At 68.7% G+C, this 16,303-nt stretch carries 17 protein-coding genes; 10 read left to right on the forward strand and 7 right to left on the reverse strand.

Annotated features, from left to right (window positions below; genetic code table 11):
• Window positions 1–7: 7 nt before the first annotated feature.
• The 3 genes from cydB to UK23_RS07860 are packed head-to-tail and all read left to right on the forward strand — an operon-like array spanning window position 8 to window position 5,084.
• Window positions 8–979 (forward strand): cytochrome d ubiquinol oxidase subunit II, encoded by a 972-nt coding sequence (gene cydB, locus UK23_RS07850; protein ID WP_045310722.1) that lies wholly within the window; start codon window positions 8–10, stop codon window positions 977–979.
• A complete protein-coding gene (gene cydD / locus UK23_RS54780; protein WP_045310723.1) occupies window positions 979–3,972 on the forward strand; it encodes a thiol reductant ABC exporter subunit CydD in 2,994 nt (997 codons plus the stop codon). The genes cydB and cydD overlap by 1 nt, the downstream gene beginning before the upstream one ends.
• Window positions 3,973–3,977: 5 nt before the next feature.
• Window positions 3,978–5,084 (forward strand): GAF domain-containing sensor histidine kinase, encoded by a 1,107-nt coding sequence (locus UK23_RS07860; RefSeq protein ID WP_045310724.1) that lies wholly within the window; start codon window positions 3,978–3,980, stop codon window positions 5,082–5,084.
• Here UK23_RS07860 and UK23_RS07865 read toward each other — a convergent pair.
• Window positions 5,062–5,679 (reverse strand): response regulator, encoded by a 618-nt coding sequence (locus UK23_RS07865; protein ID WP_045310725.1) that lies wholly within the window; start codon window positions 5,677–5,679, stop codon window positions 5,062–5,064. The genes UK23_RS07860 and UK23_RS07865 overlap by 23 nt on opposite strands.
• A 61-nt stretch (window positions 5,680–5,740) precedes the next feature.
• On the opposite strand from UK23_RS07865, the gene UK23_RS07870 reads away from it, so the two are divergent.
• Window positions 5,741–6,235, forward strand: a complete 495-nt coding sequence (locus UK23_RS07870; RefSeq protein ID WP_045310726.1) for a GNAT family N-acetyltransferase — start codon at window positions 5,741–5,743, stop codon at window positions 6,233–6,235.
• Between the two features lie 48 nt (window positions 6,236–6,283).
• Here UK23_RS07870 and UK23_RS07875 read toward each other — a convergent pair whose 3' ends face one another.
• Window positions 6,284–6,802: a macro domain-containing protein gene (locus UK23_RS07875; RefSeq protein WP_082114502.1), complete on the reverse strand. Its 519-nt coding sequence runs from the start codon at window positions 6,800–6,802 to the stop codon at window positions 6,284–6,286.
• A gap of 147 nt (window positions 6,803–6,949) precedes the next feature.
• Here UK23_RS07875 and pheA point away from each other — a divergent pair, with 147 nt between their 5' ends.
• Window positions 6,950–7,840, forward strand: a complete 891-nt coding sequence (gene pheA, locus UK23_RS07880) for a prephenate dehydratase (protein ID WP_045310728.1) — start codon at window positions 6,950–6,952, stop codon at window positions 7,838–7,840.
• Entirely contained in the window at window positions 7,837–8,430 is a 594-nt protein-coding gene (locus UK23_RS07885; RefSeq protein ID WP_045310729.1) for a histidine phosphatase family protein, read from the forward strand. The genes pheA and UK23_RS07885 overlap by 4 nt, the downstream gene beginning before the upstream one ends.
• On the opposite strand, the gene UK23_RS07890 is transcribed toward UK23_RS07885, so the two are convergent.
• Together UK23_RS07890 and UK23_RS07895 are read right to left on the reverse strand one after the other, a co-directional pair.
• Complete coding sequence (locus UK23_RS07890) at window positions 8,427–8,777, reverse strand: metallopeptidase family protein (RefSeq protein ID WP_045310730.1); 351 nt, start codon at window positions 8,775–8,777, stop codon at window positions 8,427–8,429. The genes UK23_RS07885 and UK23_RS07890 overlap by 4 nt on opposite strands.
• Window positions 8,774–9,793, reverse strand: coding sequence for a septum formation family protein (locus tag UK23_RS07895; RefSeq protein WP_196777653.1), 1,020 nt, complete (start codon window positions 9,791–9,793; stop codon window positions 8,774–8,776). Before UK23_RS07895 ends, UK23_RS07890 begins: the two co-directional genes overlap by 4 nt.
• Window positions 9,794–9,985: 192 nt before the next feature.
• Between UK23_RS07895 and UK23_RS07900 the strand changes: the two genes are divergently transcribed.
• Genes UK23_RS07900 through UK23_RS07910 form a run of 3 tightly spaced genes read left to right on the forward strand, consistent with a single transcriptional unit; the run spans window position 9,986 to window position 12,268 of the window.
• A complete protein-coding gene (locus UK23_RS07900; RefSeq protein ID WP_330769934.1) occupies window positions 9,986–10,621 on the forward strand; it encodes a hypothetical protein in 636 nt (211 codons plus the stop codon).
• Window positions 10,622–10,627: 6 nt separating this feature from the next.
• Window positions 10,628–11,791, forward strand: coding sequence for a glutathionylspermidine synthase family protein (locus UK23_RS07905; protein ID WP_045310732.1), 1,164 nt, complete (start codon window positions 10,628–10,630; stop codon window positions 11,789–11,791).
• 21 nt (window positions 11,792–11,812) lie between these two features.
• Entirely contained in the window at window positions 11,813–12,268 is a 456-nt protein-coding gene (locus tag UK23_RS07910; protein ID WP_045310733.1) for a DUF350 domain-containing protein, read from the forward strand.
• Window positions 12,269–12,295: 27 nt separating this feature from the next.
• On the opposite strand, the gene UK23_RS07915 is transcribed toward UK23_RS07910, so the two are convergent.
• Entirely contained in the window at window positions 12,296–12,823 is a 528-nt protein-coding gene (locus UK23_RS07915; protein ID WP_156212926.1) for a hypothetical protein, read from the reverse strand.
• A gap of 110 nt (window positions 12,824–12,933) precedes the next feature.
• On the opposite strand from UK23_RS07915, the gene serS reads away from it, so the two are divergent.
• The gene (gene serS / locus UK23_RS07920) at window positions 12,934–14,181 is read left to right on the forward strand and encodes a serine--tRNA ligase (protein ID WP_045310735.1); all 1,248 of its coding nucleotides are present in this window, start codon (window positions 12,934–12,936) and stop codon (window positions 14,179–14,181) included.
• On the opposite strand, the gene lhgO is transcribed toward serS, so the two are convergent.
• Window positions 14,174–15,334 (reverse strand): L-2-hydroxyglutarate oxidase, encoded by a 1,161-nt coding sequence (lhgO, locus tag UK23_RS07925; protein WP_045310736.1) that lies wholly within the window; start codon window positions 15,332–15,334, stop codon window positions 14,174–14,176. The two genes, serS and lhgO, sit on opposite strands and share 8 nt — an antisense overlap.
• A gap of 32 nt (window positions 15,335–15,366) precedes the next feature.
• Window positions 15,367–16,248, reverse strand: coding sequence for an LLM class flavin-dependent oxidoreductase (locus UK23_RS07930; protein ID WP_045310737.1), 882 nt, complete (start codon window positions 16,246–16,248; stop codon window positions 15,367–15,369).
• Window positions 16,249–16,303 lie beyond the last annotated feature (55 nt).

The raw sequence follows: 16,303 nt of genomic DNA on the forward strand, positions 1-16,303 counted from the left end.
AGGCGACGTGGAAACGCTCTGGTTCGTGCTGATCGCCGTGCTGTGGCTCGGCTACCTGTTCCTCGAAGGATTCGACTTCGGTGTCGGCATGTTGCTGCCCGTCCTGGGCCGCACCAACGCCGAACGCCGGGTCATGATCAACACCATCGGGCCGGTGTGGGACGGCAACGAGGTGTGGCTCATCGTCGCGATCGGTGCCACGTTCGCGGCCTTCCCCGGCTGGTATGCGGCGCTGCTGAGCGCCGCGTACCTGCCACTAACGTTGTTCCTCGTCGCGTTGATCGGGCGCGGGGTCGCGTTCGACTACCGCGGCAAGGTCGAGTCGGCGCGCTGGCGCAAGGCCTGGGACACCGTGATCATCGTCGGCTCGTGGACCGCGACGTTGTGCGTCGGCCTGCTGATCTCGACCACGGTGCTGGGCCTGCCGATCGACGCGAACGGCGACCGCGTGGGCTCGGCCTTCGCGGCGTTCCGGCTCGACACAGTCGTTGGCGCGCTTGCCTTCGCGGGGTACGCGCTGGTGCACGGCGCGGTCTTCACCGCGTTGAAGACCGAAGGTGAGATCCGCGATCGGGCTCGCCGCGTCGCACTGACGCTCGCTCCAGTGGCGCTGCTTCCGCTGATCGCGCTGCTGGCGATCGTTGCCGGGCTGTGGGCAGGCGTGGTGGTTCTGGTGCTCGCCGCCGCGATGTGGCGACTGCTCGCGAACCGCGACGGCCAGTCGTTCGCGTTGATGGGACTGGCGATCGCGGCCAGCGTGGCGATCCTGTTCGGCTCGCTCTACCCGAACGTGCTGCCGTCGACGCTGAACGACGCGTGGTCGCTCACGGTCGCCAACACCGCGTCGAGCCCGTACACGCTGCAGGTGATCACCTGGGTCGCCGGGTTCGGCACGCCCGCGGTGCTCGTCTACCAGGGCTGGACCTACTGGGTATTCCGCAAGCGCATCGGTGTTCAGCACATCCCGGCAGCCCACTGATGAGGCGAGGCCCGCTGGGAGCACTGCCCCAGCTCTCGAAGAACGCCAGGCACGCCCTCGTCGGGGTGGGCGCGCTGGCGTTCCTCAACGCCCTCGCGCTCGTCGCCCAGGCCGTCGCGCTGGCGTCGGTGATCACGACCCGCGAAGGCCTGCCGCTGCTCGCCGTCGCGATCCTGGCGCGCGCGGGTCTTTCGTGGGCAACGGAAAGCGCCGCCGCCCGTGCCGCTGCCGGGGCGAAGGAAGAGCTGCGGACCCAGCTGCTGGCCAAGTCGTTCGAACGCGGCCCCGGCTGGATCGCCGACCGCGGTACGGCCGAACTGTCGGTGCTCGCGACCAAGGGCCTCGACGCGCTCGACGCCTACTTCACCCGCTACCTGCCCGCGCTGGTCACGGCCGTGATCGTGCCGCCGCTGGTCGGCGCCTGGATTCTCTTCACGGACTGGCCGTCGGCCGTCCTGATCGCCGTCACGGTGCCGCTGATCCCGGTCTTCGCGGCGTTGATCGGCTGGTACACCGAGAAGCGCGTGCAGAAGGCCGCCGACGTCACCGAGCTCCTCTCGGCCCAGCTCCTCGAACTCCTTCGCGCCCTCCCGGTCCTCACGGTCTTCGGTCGGGCGAAGCAGCAGGCCAAGGCGGTCCGGCAGATCGGTGAGCAGCACCGCAAGGCCACGATGGGCACGCTCAAGATCGCGTTCCTCTCGGCTCTGGTCCTCGAAATCGCAGCCTCGCTGAGCGTCGCGTTGATCGCGGTCGGCATCGGGATCCGGCTCGTGCACGGCGACCTGACGCTGATGACGGCGCTGGTCGTGCTGATCCTGGCGCCCGAGTGCTACCTGCCTCTTCGTGCTGCCGGTGCCGCTCACCACGCCAGCGAGGACGGCCTGGAGGCGGTCAGGCGAGTCGCCGAAGTCGTTGAGCACGAGGACAAGTCGCGGCCGCGCGTGCCTGGAGGCTCGGTCCACGTCGACAACCTCCGCGTCCTGCGTCGTGGCGGGTTCGCTCCGGACGGCGTCAGCTTCGACGTTCGGCCTGGAGAGATTCATCGACTCGAGGGTGCGAGCGGCGCCGGCAAGTCGACCACGTTCCAAGTGCTGCTGGGCTTCTTGGAGCCGACGGACGGCACCGCGTTCGTCGCCGGCGACATCGCCTATGTACCGCAGAAGCCGGCGTTCGCGGCGAGCACGCCTCGGGCCGAGCTTGAGCTGACGGTTCCTGGGGCGGAGGACATCGAGGACGTTGCTCACGAGGTTGTGGCTGCTCATCTGCTTGACCGGCAGATCACCGATCTCTCGACCGGAGAACGCCAACGGGTTGCTGTCGCGCGCGCCTTGCTGAGGGTTCGGCACGGAGCGACGGTGCTGTTGCTTGATGAGCCGACGGCCCATCTCGACCCGGTGACAAGTCGCAAAGTCGACAAAGCGATCAAGAGAGCAAGCGCTACGGCGGCCGTCGTCCTCGCCTCGCACCGTGAGAAGGCGGCGACCGAGGACGAGACGTTCGCCAGGGTCGTCACCGAGGAGACCCGGCAGGAACGTCCGAAGCGCCTGCCGATCCCGCTCAAAGGTGCCGCGTTGGGCGTGCTGGCGACCGCTGCGGGCATCGCGCTGACGGCGCTGGCCTCGCACCTGATCGCGCGAGCCGCCGAGATGCCGCCGATTCTGACGCTGTCGGTGCTGGTCGTGGGCGTGCGGACGTTCGCGCTGAGCAAGGGCGTGCTCCGGTACGTCGAGCGGCTGGTCACCCACCACGAGGCGTTCCAGCTGGCCACGAACCTGCGCGCGGAGCTGTGGTTGCGGCTCGTGCGCAGTCAACGCCGTGATGGGCTGCAACGGCTCGTTGACGACACCGACACCGTTCGAGACCTCGTGCCGCGCGTGCTCGTGCCGCCGGTCGTGGCGCTTGGCGCAGGTATCGCGACCACGATCCTTTTCGCGTTCATCGACCCGGCTGCTGCCCTGACACTCGGCGGGCTGCTGCTCGCGGCAGGGCTGGCCGCGCCGGCCGTCGCGGTGTGGACCGAACGCCGGGCCAGCACGAAGCTCGCCAGGGGCCGCCGCAAGGTCGCCCGCGACACGATCAACGCACTCGCCGCCGCACCGGACCTCATCGCGCACGACGCCCACCACCGCCTGTTGGAGCAGCTCCAAGCCGAGGACGCCGAGCTGTCGGTTCAGACCCGCAAGCAAGCGTTTGGCACGGGCGCTGCCACGGCGATCGTCCTGCTCGCGACCGGTGCGGCGGCCCTGATCTGCGCCACCACCGGAAACCCGGTGCTCGGCCTCGTTCCGCTCGCTCTCGCTGAACCACTGGCCGCCTTGCCGCTCGCCGCTCAGCAGCGCAAGGCGCTCCAGGAGGCCAGCGCGCGGCTCCAGTTCGACGCACCAGAGCGTCCGGAACAGCGGAAGGGCAAGCGGATCCGGATCGAGAACGTCGACGTTCGCTGGCCAGGCGCGACCGAGCCGACGTTGAAGGACCTCCACCTCAACATCGAACCCGGCACGCACGTGGCGATCCTCGGACCGTCGGGCAGCGGCAAGTCGACGCTGTTCGCGCTGCTCCTCGGCTTCCTGCAGCCGGAACGCGGGATCGTGGAACTGCCGCGCGCCACCTGGTGCCCGCAGGAGCCGATGCTGGTCAGCACGACGGTCAGGGAGAACCTGCGGATGTCGGGTCAGCACGACGACGAGGCGTTGAAGGACGCGCTGCGCAAGGCCTGCCTGCCGGACTGGGTGGACCGGCTCGACACCGTGATCAGGCCCGACCAGGTGTCGGGTGGCGAGGCGCAAAGGCTTGCGCTGGCCAGGGCGTTGCTGCACGACGCCGACGTGGTGCTGCTCGACGAACCGACCGCCCACCTGGACGAACCGACCGCGCGCAAGCTGTTGGAGCAGCTCAGGCACGACGGCAGGACGATCCTGCACATCACCCACCGGCCGGACGAGGCCGCGAGGGCGGACCTCGTGCTGGACCTCGGCACGCCCGCATACCGTTGAGGACCATGGACCCCTCCCTGGCGCGGCGCGTGCTCGTCGCGTCCACCGAGATCACGTCGGCGGCGCTGGAAGACCCGGAGAACGTGCTGCGGCTCGTGGTGGAGGCGGCCGCGGAGATCGCGGACGCCGACCTCGGCCTGGCCATGCTCGCCACGGAGGAAGACGACGGCACGCTCACGGTCGAGGCGTCCAGCGGCGAGCCGGTCGTGGCGACGCTGAGCCCGCGCAGTGCTGCTGCCAAGGCGGCGCGCACTGGCGTTCCGGTGATGGCCGACGACGTCACGAACGACCCGCGCACGGCCCCGTACGTGCCGCACGCGCTGAGGGGCTACGGACCGTTCGCGGTGGCGCCGTTCGGCACGTCAGACCGCAAGATCGGCGCTCTGGCGGTTTATCGCCGTAGAGACAAACCGCCGTTCACGCAGGAGACGGTGGACGTGCTGTCGGCGTTCGCGGCGCAGGCAGGCCTCGCGGTGGTGCTCGCGGAGGGCTTCACGGCACGGCAGCGCGTCGCGGTCTACGAGGAGCGCGAACGGATCGCGCGCGACCTGCACGACGTGATCATCCAGCGGCTCTACGGCGCGGGCGTGCAGCTCAGCCTGCTGGAACGCCGGCTGGGCAAGAAGCTCGACAACTCGCAGCGGGCCAGGATCAACGAGGCCGTGGACCTGGTCGACGAGACGATCGCCGAGGTCCGTGCGACCGTCCGCAAGCTGCGCAACACCGACCCGGCCGACTCCGCGGACCTGCTCGACTCGATCAACGCCGAGGTCCGCACGGCCGGTGAGCTGCTCGGATTTTCGCCGCGCCTGCACGTGGCCGGCGATCTGGCGAACGTGCCGCGGCGGCACGCCGACGACGCGCGGGCGGCGTTGCGCGAGGCGTTGTCGAACGTCGTGCGCCACTCAGGAGCGACGAACGTGCAGATCGACGTACGGCGTGATGAGAAGCATCTGCTGCTGCGAGTCGCGGACAACGGATGCGGCATCCCGTCCGGCGTGACTCAGCGCGGATTGCGGCATCTCGCCGAGAGGGCGAAGTCCGCGAGTGGCGATTTCCGCGTCGTGAGTTCGCCGAACGGGACGACGCTCACCTGGTCCGTCCCCGTTTAGCCACCCAGGCGGCGGCTTGCGTCCGCCGTTCCATGCCGAGTTTGGCGAGCACGGACGTCACGTAGTTCTTCACCGTCTTCTCCGCGAGGAAGAGACGTTCACCGATTTGGCGGTTCGTCAGGCCTTCACCGATGAGCTCCAGCACTCGCTGTTCCTGATCGGTGAGGCCGACCGGGGCCGGATTGCGCATCCGTTCGAGTACCCGGCTCGTGGTCGCGGGGTCCAGAAGGGACCGTCCAGCCGCGACTTCACGGACGGCCGTCACGACGTCCTGGCCGCGAACCTGCTTGAGCAGATAGCCGGAAGCGCCGGCCATGATGGCCCCGACCAACGCCTCCTCGTCGTCGAACGCGGTCAGCACGAGACAGCGGATGCCGAGATCCCGGAGTGATCGGCACAGGTCGACGCCACTGCCGTCGGGAAGCTGAACGTCCACGACGGCCACATCGGGCGGTGTCTTTTGAGCCCGAGTAACCGCTTCGTCGACGGATCCCGCCTCAGCGATGACCGAGATGTCCGACTCGTCGTCGAGCATCTCGCGCAGTCCTCTGCGCACTACTTCGTGGTCGTCAACCAACAAAACTCGCACTGGCACGAATCCACCGTACGTCGAATGGCTGTTCCTGAGCGTGACTCAAATTGGCACAGTTCTTGTCATGGCAGAAGGCTCGGTACGACCGGTCGAGGAAGCAGATCGCATAGTTGTCGCCCGACTGGTTCTCGAGCTATGGGGCGCGCACACCGCCGTCGCTCACGGCGAGGTGTTCTTCCCCGCCAGTCTGCCGGGCTTCCTCGTGGAGAAGCAGGGTCAGGTGCTGGGTCTGCTGACCTACGCGGTGGCGAACCACCAGCTGGAGATCGTCACGATCGACGCGCTTCGGCGGGGCCGCGGCGTCGGCACCGCGCTGGTCGACGCCGCGGTTCGTCAGGCGCGCACACTCGGGTGCACTCGGGTGAGGCTGACGACCACCAACGACAACCTCGACGCGATCCGCTTCTACCAGCGGCGCGGGTTCAAGCTCTCCGCGTTGAGACCGGACGCGGTGCGCGAAGCTCGCAAGCTCAAGCCCGAGATCCCCGCGGTTGGGGATTTCGGTATCCCCATCACAGATGAGGTTGACCTGGAGCGATGGGTCGCGCCTCGGCAGTAGTCCACAGGTGTCCACAACTCTGTCCACAGGGTTGTGCACAGCTTCGGATCACACGTGGAGCGGGTTGAACGCCTCGTCCCACGCTGCCGCGACCTGATGTGCGCACGTGGACGGCGCGACGCCCCCGACCCCGGTGCCGAGCCCCGGCATCGCGATGGTGCGGACGGCGTCGCGCACCGGCGTGCCGTCTTCGAGGCGTCCTTCGAGCCAGAGCCGCAGCACTGCCCGCGCCGCGAGGTACGGGTGGACCGTGTCGATCGGCAGCCGCTCACCGGGCCGGCGCATGGTCGGCGCGCTGATGAGCCACGCCGGTTCGGTCTCGCCCGTCGCCACGATCTGCGCCTCGCCCACGGGCAACTCGCCGCCGTGCAACGTGAGCACGGCACTGCGGACGTTGTTCTCGACCTCGGGGAACGCCGTGGCGTAGACGGCGTCGATGCCACCGCGCATCCAGCCCTGCGAGTTGGCAGGGCTGACGATGGCCTGCGCGTGGATGTCCAGCACGGACCCGCGATGCACCCGCACTCCGGCGCGTCCGTTCGCGACAGCGAGCCAGGCGTTCGCCATCGGTTCGTCGACCGCGCACAACACGAGTTCTGGCGCTAGAGCGGGCACGCCCCAAGCATTCCAGTTCGAACGGTCCTGGCGGAACCCAGGTTTGGCGGCAGACACAGGCGTGATTTGCGCCTCTGATCGCCGCACTACGCTGACCCGATGCCGCGCATTGCGTACTTCGGACCACAGGGCACCTTCACCGAGCAGGCAGCGCTTCGTTTCGAGGGCGAACTGGTTCCGTTCGAAACGATCCCGCTCGCGATCGCAGCGCTGCGCAAGGGCGAGACCGAGTTCGCGTGCGTGCCGATCGAGAACTCCGTCGAGGGCGCCGTGCCCGCGACGCTGGACGCGCTGATCCGCGACGAGCCGGTCGTCGCCGTGGCCGAGACCGTGCTGGACGTCCGGTTCAGCGTCCTGGTGCGTCCGGGGACGACTGAGATCCGTTCCGTGGCTTCGCACCCGCACGCGCTGGCTCAGGTCCGCGAGTGGATCGCCGCAACGCTTCCGGGCGTCACGTCGATCGCGACTTCTTCGACCGCCGCTGCCGCCGCCGCCGTCGAGCGCGGCGAGTTCGACGCCGCCGTGACCGCTCCGGTGGCCGTGAACCACTACGCGTTGGACGAGTACGCGACGGACGTCCTGGACGTGGCCGATGCGCGGACCCGGTTCTTGCTGCTCCGCCGACCGGGCGCACTGCCTGCGCCGACCGGAGCAGACCGCACCAGCGTCGTCGTGACCACGCCAGACCGCATGGGCGTGCTGTCCGAGCTGCTGACCGAACTGGCGTTGCGTGGCATCAATCTCACCGGCCTCGAATCGCGCCCCACGAAGGGCAAACTGGGGGAGTACCGCTTCTACATCGACGTCGAGGGGCACATCGCAGAACCGAGGATCGGTGACGCGCTGGCCGCGCTGCACCGACACTCGCGCGAGATCCGGTTCCTCGGGTCCTTCCCGAAGGCCGACCAGAGGCCCGTCGAGGCCCACAACGCCGAGTTCACCGCAGCAGCCACTTGGGTCGATGCTGTCAGAAAGGGCGAGACCGGGTGAGGTTGCTGCTGGTCAGGCACGGTGAGACGGCGTCGAACATCGAACGCAAGCTGGACACGGCCATGCCCGGTCCACCCCTCACCGAGCTGGGCCAGAAGCAGGCCCGCGAGCTGTCCGACGTCCTGGTCGGCGAAGACATCGTCGCCGTCTACGCGAGCATCGGCCTGCGCGCCCAGCAAACCGCTGCCCCGACCGCCGAACGCCTCGGCCTGCCCGTGCAGATCCTTCCGGGCGTCCACGAGATCCAGGTTGGGTCGTTGGAGGGGCGCAACGACACCGAGGCCTACAAGACATACCTGGACACCGTGATCAAGTGGGCAGAGGGCGAGCTGGACGTCGCCTTTCCCGGTGGCGGAGAGACCGGGCAGCAGGTGTTGGACCGCTTCCTCGGCGCCATCGAGTCGATCAAGCAGGACGGCACCGTCATGGTCGTGACGCACGGCGGTTCTGGTCGGATGGGTGCGTTGGCGCTGGCGTCGAACGTGCCGGTGGAGCTGGCGGAGAACCTGCTGCCGAACACCGGTGTCGTGGTGCTGGAGAGCGACGGCGACGGCTGGGTGTGCCGCTCCTGGGCAGGCGTGGAGCTCTAGCCCCAGCCCAGTTCGTGCAGTCGCGCGTCGTCCACCCCGAAGTGGTGGGCGATCTCGTGCACCACGGTGATGGTCACTTCCTCGACGACGTCCTCCTCGGAGTCGCAGATGTCGAGGATCGCCTCGCGGTAGATGAAGATGTGGTCCGGCAGGTTCCCGCCGTAGTCCGTGTTGCGCTCGGTCAGCGCGATCCCCTGGTACAGCCCCAGCAGCGACGGCTCGACGTCGTTGCGGTCCTCGACCAGCACCACCACGTTGTTCATCGCGTGCGTGAACTCCGGCGGGACCAGGTCCAGGGCCTCCTCGACCAGCTCGTCGAAGCGGGCCCTGGTCATCTCGACGGTCATCGGTTCTCGGAGGTCGTCGTGGGCGCGGACGACGACGGCTTGTCCGGCTTGCCGGAGTCCGACGGCTTGCCCGACTCCGAAGGCGGCTTGCCCGACTCGGAGTGCAGCGGGGCGCCGGTCGGCTCGTCCTGCGGCTTCACCGAGGTGGTCTGGGGCGGGTTCGCGGTGGTCAGCGGGGCGCCGTTGGGGTTGCGGACGCTGCCGGTCCAGGCCACCAGGTTGTTGCCCTGGGGGACGGCGCCGATCTTGCAGTTGGCCTTGCGGGAGCCGACCGCCCAGCTCTTCTCGGAGCGGGTGTCCCAGGTGACGAGCAGGTTCTTGGCCTTCAGGTCCGCGCCGCCGGTGTAGTCGTTGGCGATCGCGGCGCACTTCTCCGACATCACCGCGTCCTGCTTCTCGGTGGCCAGGAACTCGCCCTCCGGGTGCTGGACGACGCCGATGATCTCGAACGCGTGCGGCTGGGCGCAGTCGACCGGGTCGCCGACCGTGTTGTTCTCCGCCAGGGCGAGGCACACGGCCGGGTCGTAGACGTTCGACTGGTCCTGGGTCTTCGCGCTGCCGAACGACGGCAGGGCCGCTCCGGAGGGCGCGGTGACCTGCAGGCCGCAGCGGAGCTGGCGGTAGCCGTCCGACCAGCGCTTCTCGTCCGGGTTCAGGGTGCTGACGCCGTACTTGCCCTCGGGGTCGAGCTTGCCGGACATGTACGTGGCGGTGGTCTGCGAGCAGTGCTCTGCCGCGATCTTCTCCCAGGCCTCCGCGTTGGGGAACGGCGCTTCCTTCGGGTACGCGCCGGTGATGTCGGCCGTGCCGGTGACCTCGAAGCGGTGGGCGGCGCCGCAGTCGACCTTCTGCGCGTCGGAGAGGTCCTTGCGCTCCCAGTTCAGGCACTCGCCCGCCACGGCCTGGTACGCGGCGTTGACCTTCTCCCGGTTGGAGCCCAGAGGCCCGCCTGCCAGCACGGATGTGAAGGCGGACAACATCAACAACAGGAACGCGCCGAGGAAAGCGCCGACCATCACAAGCCGCGTGTCGCGGATGTGACCAGATCGACTCAACCAACCGGCGCTCGAAGACATCTCATCCATGATGCCCGTGCCGTGTGAGACGGCTGTGCGCCGGGTTCGGTCGAGTGTTGCTATTAGGACACTCGTCACCGAATCGGCCGTGTTTCAGCCGGGTCGCTAGGTACCTTGCCCGCGGGAGTGGTGATGACTGACAACAACGTGCCAGAGCCCGGCCAGCCGACGCCCCAGTCCGGACCGTCCGGCCAGCCGCAACAGCCGCCGCCGTACCAGCCGGCGCCGCAGCCGAACGCGCCCGCCAAGGGCAAGGGCAGCGTGCGCCAGCAGCAGGCCGGCGTGACGCAGCCGCGTCAGGCGACGGTGGCCGAGCAGCGTGCTCGTGCCGCCGCGCTGAAGGCCCAGCAGGAGCGGTTCGCCGCCGAGTCGGCCGCGTTCGAGAAGAAGCGCAAGACGCGCAAGCGCCTGCTCATCGGTGGCGGTGTCACCGTGGGCATCGTGGCGCTGGTCGCGATCTGGTACGCGGCAGCGAGCCCGTCGAACGTCACGGCGCAGTGCACGGACCAGAACAACGTGATCGTCGACGACGACTACTGCTCCGACAGCTACTACCGCAGTCACGGCGGGTACAGCAGCGGCGGCTTCATCTACATCGGCGGCTCGTCGTACCGCTACAACTACGGCGGGTCCGGTGTGGTCGGCCAGAAGGCGGTCGGCGGCAGCTACACGATCCCCAAGGGCGCGAACGTCAGCACGAAGTCCGGCACGTCCATCCAGCGTGGCGGCTTCGGCGTCAGCAGCGGCTCGTCCAGCAGCGGAGGCTGACCCAAGTTGCGTCGTGAAACCTCGCAACCGCGGCCGAACTGGCAGCGCACGGTCTCGGACCAGGGGTTGGTCTTCGGCCTGCCCGCGAAGTACGCGAACGGCTCCGACCGCCCCTACTGGGACGAGTCGGTGCACTACGTGTTCGAGATGAGCGAGATCCTGTCGCTCGAAGCCGACGTCGAGCTGCTCCACTCCATGTGCCTCGACGCGGTCGACAACGTGATCCTGACCGAGCGCTACCGGGACTTCGGCATCCCCGAGTGGGTCTGGCCGCACATCGCCGAGTCGTGGCGCCGCCGCGACCCGCACGTGTACGGCCGCTTCGACCTGCGCTACGACGGCTCCGGCCCCGCGAAGCTGCTCGAGTACAACGCGGACACCCCCACGTCACTGCTCGAGGCCGCGTACATCCAGTGGTACTGGAAGACCGACGTCTTCCCGGACGACGACCAGTGGAACTCGCTGCACGAACGACTGGTCGAGCGCTGGACCGAGATCGGTGCCAAGCTGCCGTCCGGTGAGCTGCACTTCAGCTGGTCGAGCGCCGACCCGTCCGGCGAGGACCACCTCACCGCCGCGTGCCTGCAGGAGACGGCCGCGGAGGCCGGTCTGAACACCGTGGGCATCGCGATGGAGGACATCGGCTGGGACACGCTGCTCAACCGGTTCGTCGACCTCGAAGAGGCCCCGATGAACGCGGCGTTCAAGCTCTACCCGTGGGAGTGGGTGGTCGAGGAGCAGTTCGGCCGCAACGCCGTCGAGTCGCTGCCCGGCACCCTGTGGATCGAGCCGCTGTGGAAGATGCTGCTCTCCAACAAGGCGCTGCTCGCGGTCCTGTGGGAGATGCACCCCGGCCACCCCAACCTGCTCCCGGCCTACCTGAACGACCCCGGCATGCTCACCGAGTACGTGCGCAAGCCGCTGCTCGGCCGCGAGGGGTCGAACATCCAGATCGTCGCTCCGGGCTACGAGACGCAGACCGGTGGTGTGTACGGCAAAGAAGGTTTCGTGTACCAGCTGTTCGATCCGCTTCCGGAATTCGACGGCTACCGCCCCGCATTGGGCGCCTGGGTCGTCGGCGACACGTCGGCAGGCCTGGGCATCCGGGAAACGGTCGGTCTGGTGACCGACGATGGCGCGGCGTTCGTGCCGCATCGAATTGTTGAGTAAGACTCCGAAAGGGAACAGCACATGACGACCACGCTGCTCGCGTTGGATCCTGGCTTCGGCGCGACCCTGGGTCGGAACATCGGCGCGATCGCGCTGTACGCCGTCGTCGGTCTCGTCCTCATGGTGTTCGGCTTCTACGCGATCGACTGGACGACGCCGGGCAAGCTGTCCGCCCTCGTTCGCAACGGTTGCCCCAACGCCGTCATCGTGACCGCCTCAGGTCTGTTGTCGATGGCGTTCATCGTCGTCATCGCGATCACGTCGTCGGTCGGCAAGCTCGACGAGGGCCTGCTGTCCGCGCTGATCTACGGCCTGGTCGGCATCATCGTGCAGGTGGCCGCGGTGCGGTTGCTGGAGTGGGTGACCAAGCTGGACATCGGCTCGATCATCGAGTCGGACCGGTTCGCGCCGGCCTCGGTCGTCGTGGCGTCCGCGCACGTCGCTCTCGGTCTCGTGGTGGCGGTCGCCATCAGCTAGTCACGCGGTTTTCGAGGGACCCGGTGCCTACTGGCGCCGGGTCCCTCCGAGTTTCCGCCACAACTCCCGCACCAGGTAACCGAGTCCGAACACCAACGCGATCACTCCGGGGATGCCGAAGAAGAACGGCAGCACGGCCCGCGGCTGCCCGGAGTCGCCTTCCAGGTAGACCTCGGTCGGGTCGCCGACGTCGAACGCGCGCACGCGGCCGCTCTGCACCACCGACTTGAGCGGGCTGCCCGCCAGTCTCACGCCGGAGCGGACGACCGTCCTGTCGTCGCTGGTGAAAGTGCCGAGATGCGAGCGGCATCGATCCGGGCCGCAGGTCGGCTCGTCGGCGATCACGTAGACGCCGTGGGCACCGCGCTCCGCGAAGACGTCGAGCGCCGTGGGCACGGCCAGCGCGCAGAGGGTCGTGACGGCGAGGCCGACGACGAACGCGATCGGTGCGGCGATCCGGAGCTCGGGGAACGGGATCGGCGACGGGCGGTCCCACGCGCTCGGGGGCTTGGGCACGAACTCGTCCCCCGCCTGGTCTCGCACGAACTCGTCCACCACGTGCCTCCTCGTCGCCGTCCATTCTTCAACGTCACGGCGGGGCCGCCCGTTGCGCCGACCGGATATCCGGGTGAAGCGCGCGACGGGCACGGACTACCCTTCTCCAGGTGATTGACCTCAAGGTGTTGCGCGAGAACCCGGAGATCGTGCGCGCTTCGCAGCGTGCCCGTGGCGAGGACGAGGGTGTCGTCGACTCCCTGCTGTCCGCTGACGAGCGCCGGCGGACCGCGATCTCCCGCGCGGACACCCTGCGCGCCGAGCAGAAGGTGCTCGGCAAGGAGGTCGGCAAGGCCAAGGGCGACGAGCGGGCCGAGCTGCTGGCCAAGGCCAAGGACCTCGCCGCAGAGGTGAAGGCCGCCGAGGCCGAGCAGCACGCCACCTCCGAGGAGGTCACCGAGCTCCTCGCCAGGATCCCGAACCTGGTGCACCCGGACGCGCCGATCGGTGGCGAGGACGACTTCGTGGTCGTGAAGACCGTGGGCGAGCCGCGTGAGTTCGACTTCGAGCCGCAGGACCACCTGGACCTGGGCACGAAGCTCGGCGCGATCGACATGGAGCGCGGCGCCAAGGTCGGCGGCAGCAGGTTCTACTTCCTCAAGGGTGTCGGCGCGCAGCTGGAGCTCGCGCTGCTCAACATGGCGGCGCAGCAGGCGACGGCCAACGGGTTCCAGCTCATGATCACGCCCACGCTGGTGCGGCCGGAGATCATGGCGGGCACCGGGTTCCTCGGGGCGCACTCGAGCGAGATCTACCACCTGCCGAACGACGACCTGTACCTGGTCGGGACGTCGGAGGTGCCGCTGGCCGGGTACCACGCGGACGAGATCCTCGACGGTGAGCGGCGGTACGCGGGCTGGTCGTCGTGCTATCGGCGCGAGGCGGGCTCGTACGGCAAGGACACCCGCGGCATCATCCGCGTGCACCAGTTCAACAAGGTCGAGATGTTCTCGTACGTGAAGCCGGAGGACGCCGAGGCGGAGCACGCCCGGCTGCTCGGGTGGGAAGAGGAGATGCTCGCCAAGATCGAGGTGCCGTACCGGGTCATCGACACGGCCACGGGCGACCTCGGCATGTCGGCGCACCGGAAGTTCGACTGCGAGGCGTGGGTGCCGACGCAGCAGAAGTACCGCGAGCTGACGTCGACGTCGAACTGCACCACGTTCCAGGCGCGCCGGTTGAACGTGCGCTACCGGGACGAGAACGGCAAGTCGCAGATCGCGGCCACGTTGAACGGCACGCTGGCCACGACGCGGTGGATCGTCGCGATCCTGGAGAACCACCAGAACGCCGACGGGTCGGTCACCGTGCCAGAGGCCATGCGGCCGTTCATGGGTGGGCTCGAAGTTCTCAAGTGAGCGAGGCGATGTGGCGCGCGATCTCCAGCGCGCTCGTCGCCGCAGGTGAAGGCGCGTTCAGGACGTGCACCTGACGGGGAGCCGACTCGATGAGGAAGTCGTCGACCAGCGACCCGTCAGGCAGCATCGCCTGAGCGCGCACACCGCTCTCCGCCCGCACCAGATCCGACTCCTGAACCGCCGGCACCAGCCGTGCCAACGATGCGGCGAAGCGACGACGTGACAACGAGCGCAGCACCTCTTCCACGCCGGTCCGCGCGAACTTCCGCGCCAGCCTCCACGTGCCTGGGAACCGGGCCACGTCGACCACGTCGCCCAGCGAGAAGTCGCGCCACCGGTAGCCCTCGCGGCGCAACGCCAGCACCGCGTTCGGGCCGCAGTGCACCGAACCGTCGAGCATCCGGGTCAGGTGCACGCCGAGGAACGGCAGCGTCGGGTCCGGCACCGGGTAGATGAGACCGCGGACCAGTTCGGTGCGTCGCAGCTCGTAGTACTCCCCGCGGAACGGCACGATGCGCGCCGACGGCGTGAGCCCCGCCAGCCGCGCGATCCGGTCGCTCTGCAGGCCGGCGCAGTTGACCAGGACATCGCCGCGCACGACTCCCTGCGGCGTCGCCACCTCCACGTGTGAGCCGACGGTCCGGATCGCCAGCGCGGGGGACCGGAGTCGCAGGTCGTGGCCGTCCAGCGACCGCACGAGCGCAGCACAGACGGCCGAGTAGTCGATGATCCCGGTGCTCTCCACCCGCAACGCGGCCACGCAGGCCACCTCTGGCTCGTACTCCAAAGCCTCTTCAGCGGTGATCAGCTTCGCGGGCACGCCGTTCGCCTCGGCGCGAGAAGCCAGCGCGTGCAGCCGTGGCAGTTCGTCGGAGGAGGTCGCGACCACGAGCTTGCCGCACACCTCGACCGGAACACCGTGCTCACGCGCGAAGGCGACCATCGACGCGTTGCCCGCCACAGACATGCGGGCCTTCAGCGAGCCGGGCTTGTAGTAGAGACCGGCGTGCACGACGTTCGAGTTGTGGCCGGTCTGGTGCGCGCCCCAGTGCCGTTCCTTCTCCAGCACCGTGACGCGATCACCGCGGGAGGCCAGCTCAGCCGCCACCGCCAGCCCGACGATTCCGCCACCGATCACCACAACAGAGCGCACAGTGACGGAATCTGGTTTTCGCCTGTCCGCCGTTACAGGTGCCGGTCGAGTGTCGGCAGCACGTCGGCGGCCACGTCCTCGACGACCTGCTCGCTGCCGGAGTAGATGCCGTCGTGCCGCGGCCAGTGCGCCACCACGTCGGTGAAGCCCAGCTCAGCGGCCCTGCCCACGGCGTCGACGAAGCACTGCACGCTCGTCAGCGAGTAGACCGGAGCCGAGTCCAGGTTGAGGTAGCGGTTCACCCGCGACGTGCGGCCCTGCGTGGCCAACGTCTCAGTGAACTGCTCCGAGAGCTGCGCCACGCCGCTCCACCACGTCTCGTGGTCCTCGGTCGGCGGTCCGGTGGTGACCCAGCCCTGGCCGAACCTGGCCGCGACGGACATCGCCTTCGGACCGTTCGCGGCGACCACGAACGGCACTCGCGGCCGCTGCACACAGCCGGGCGCGCTGCGGGCCTCCTCCGCCGAGAAGAACTCGCCGTGCCACGACGTGCGGTCCTTGATCAGCAGCTGGTCGAGCAGCTCGACGAACTCGCCGAACCGGGCCGTCCGGTCGCGCGGCAGCAACGGCTTCGCGCCCTGCACGACCGTGTCGTACCCATCCCCACCTGCGCCGACGCCGAGAGTGAAGCGGCCGTCGGACACGTCGTCGATGGTCAGCAGCTCGCGGGCGAACGGGACCGGGTGGCGGAAGTTCGGGCTCGCCACGAACGTGCCGAGTCTGATGCGCGAGGTGACCAGTGCCGCGGCTGTCAGGGTCGGCACAGCGCCGAACCACGGACCGTCGACCAGAGTGCGCCAGCCGAGGTGGTCGTAGGTCCACGCGTGGTGGAAGCCGTACTCCTCGGCCGCGCGCCACTTCGGTTCGGCGATCCACCAGCGGTGCTCAGGGAGAATCACGATGCCTACGCGCACGGACGTACGGTAACCAGCTGTTCAGCTCGTTACGAACTTGGCTCGCGTAGTTGAC

Origin of the sequence: Lentzea aerocolonigenes (assembly GCF_000955955.1) — a bacterium.
Lineage (GTDB): Bacteria > Actinomycetota > Actinomycetes > Mycobacteriales > Pseudonocardiaceae > Lentzea > Lentzea aerocolonigenes_A.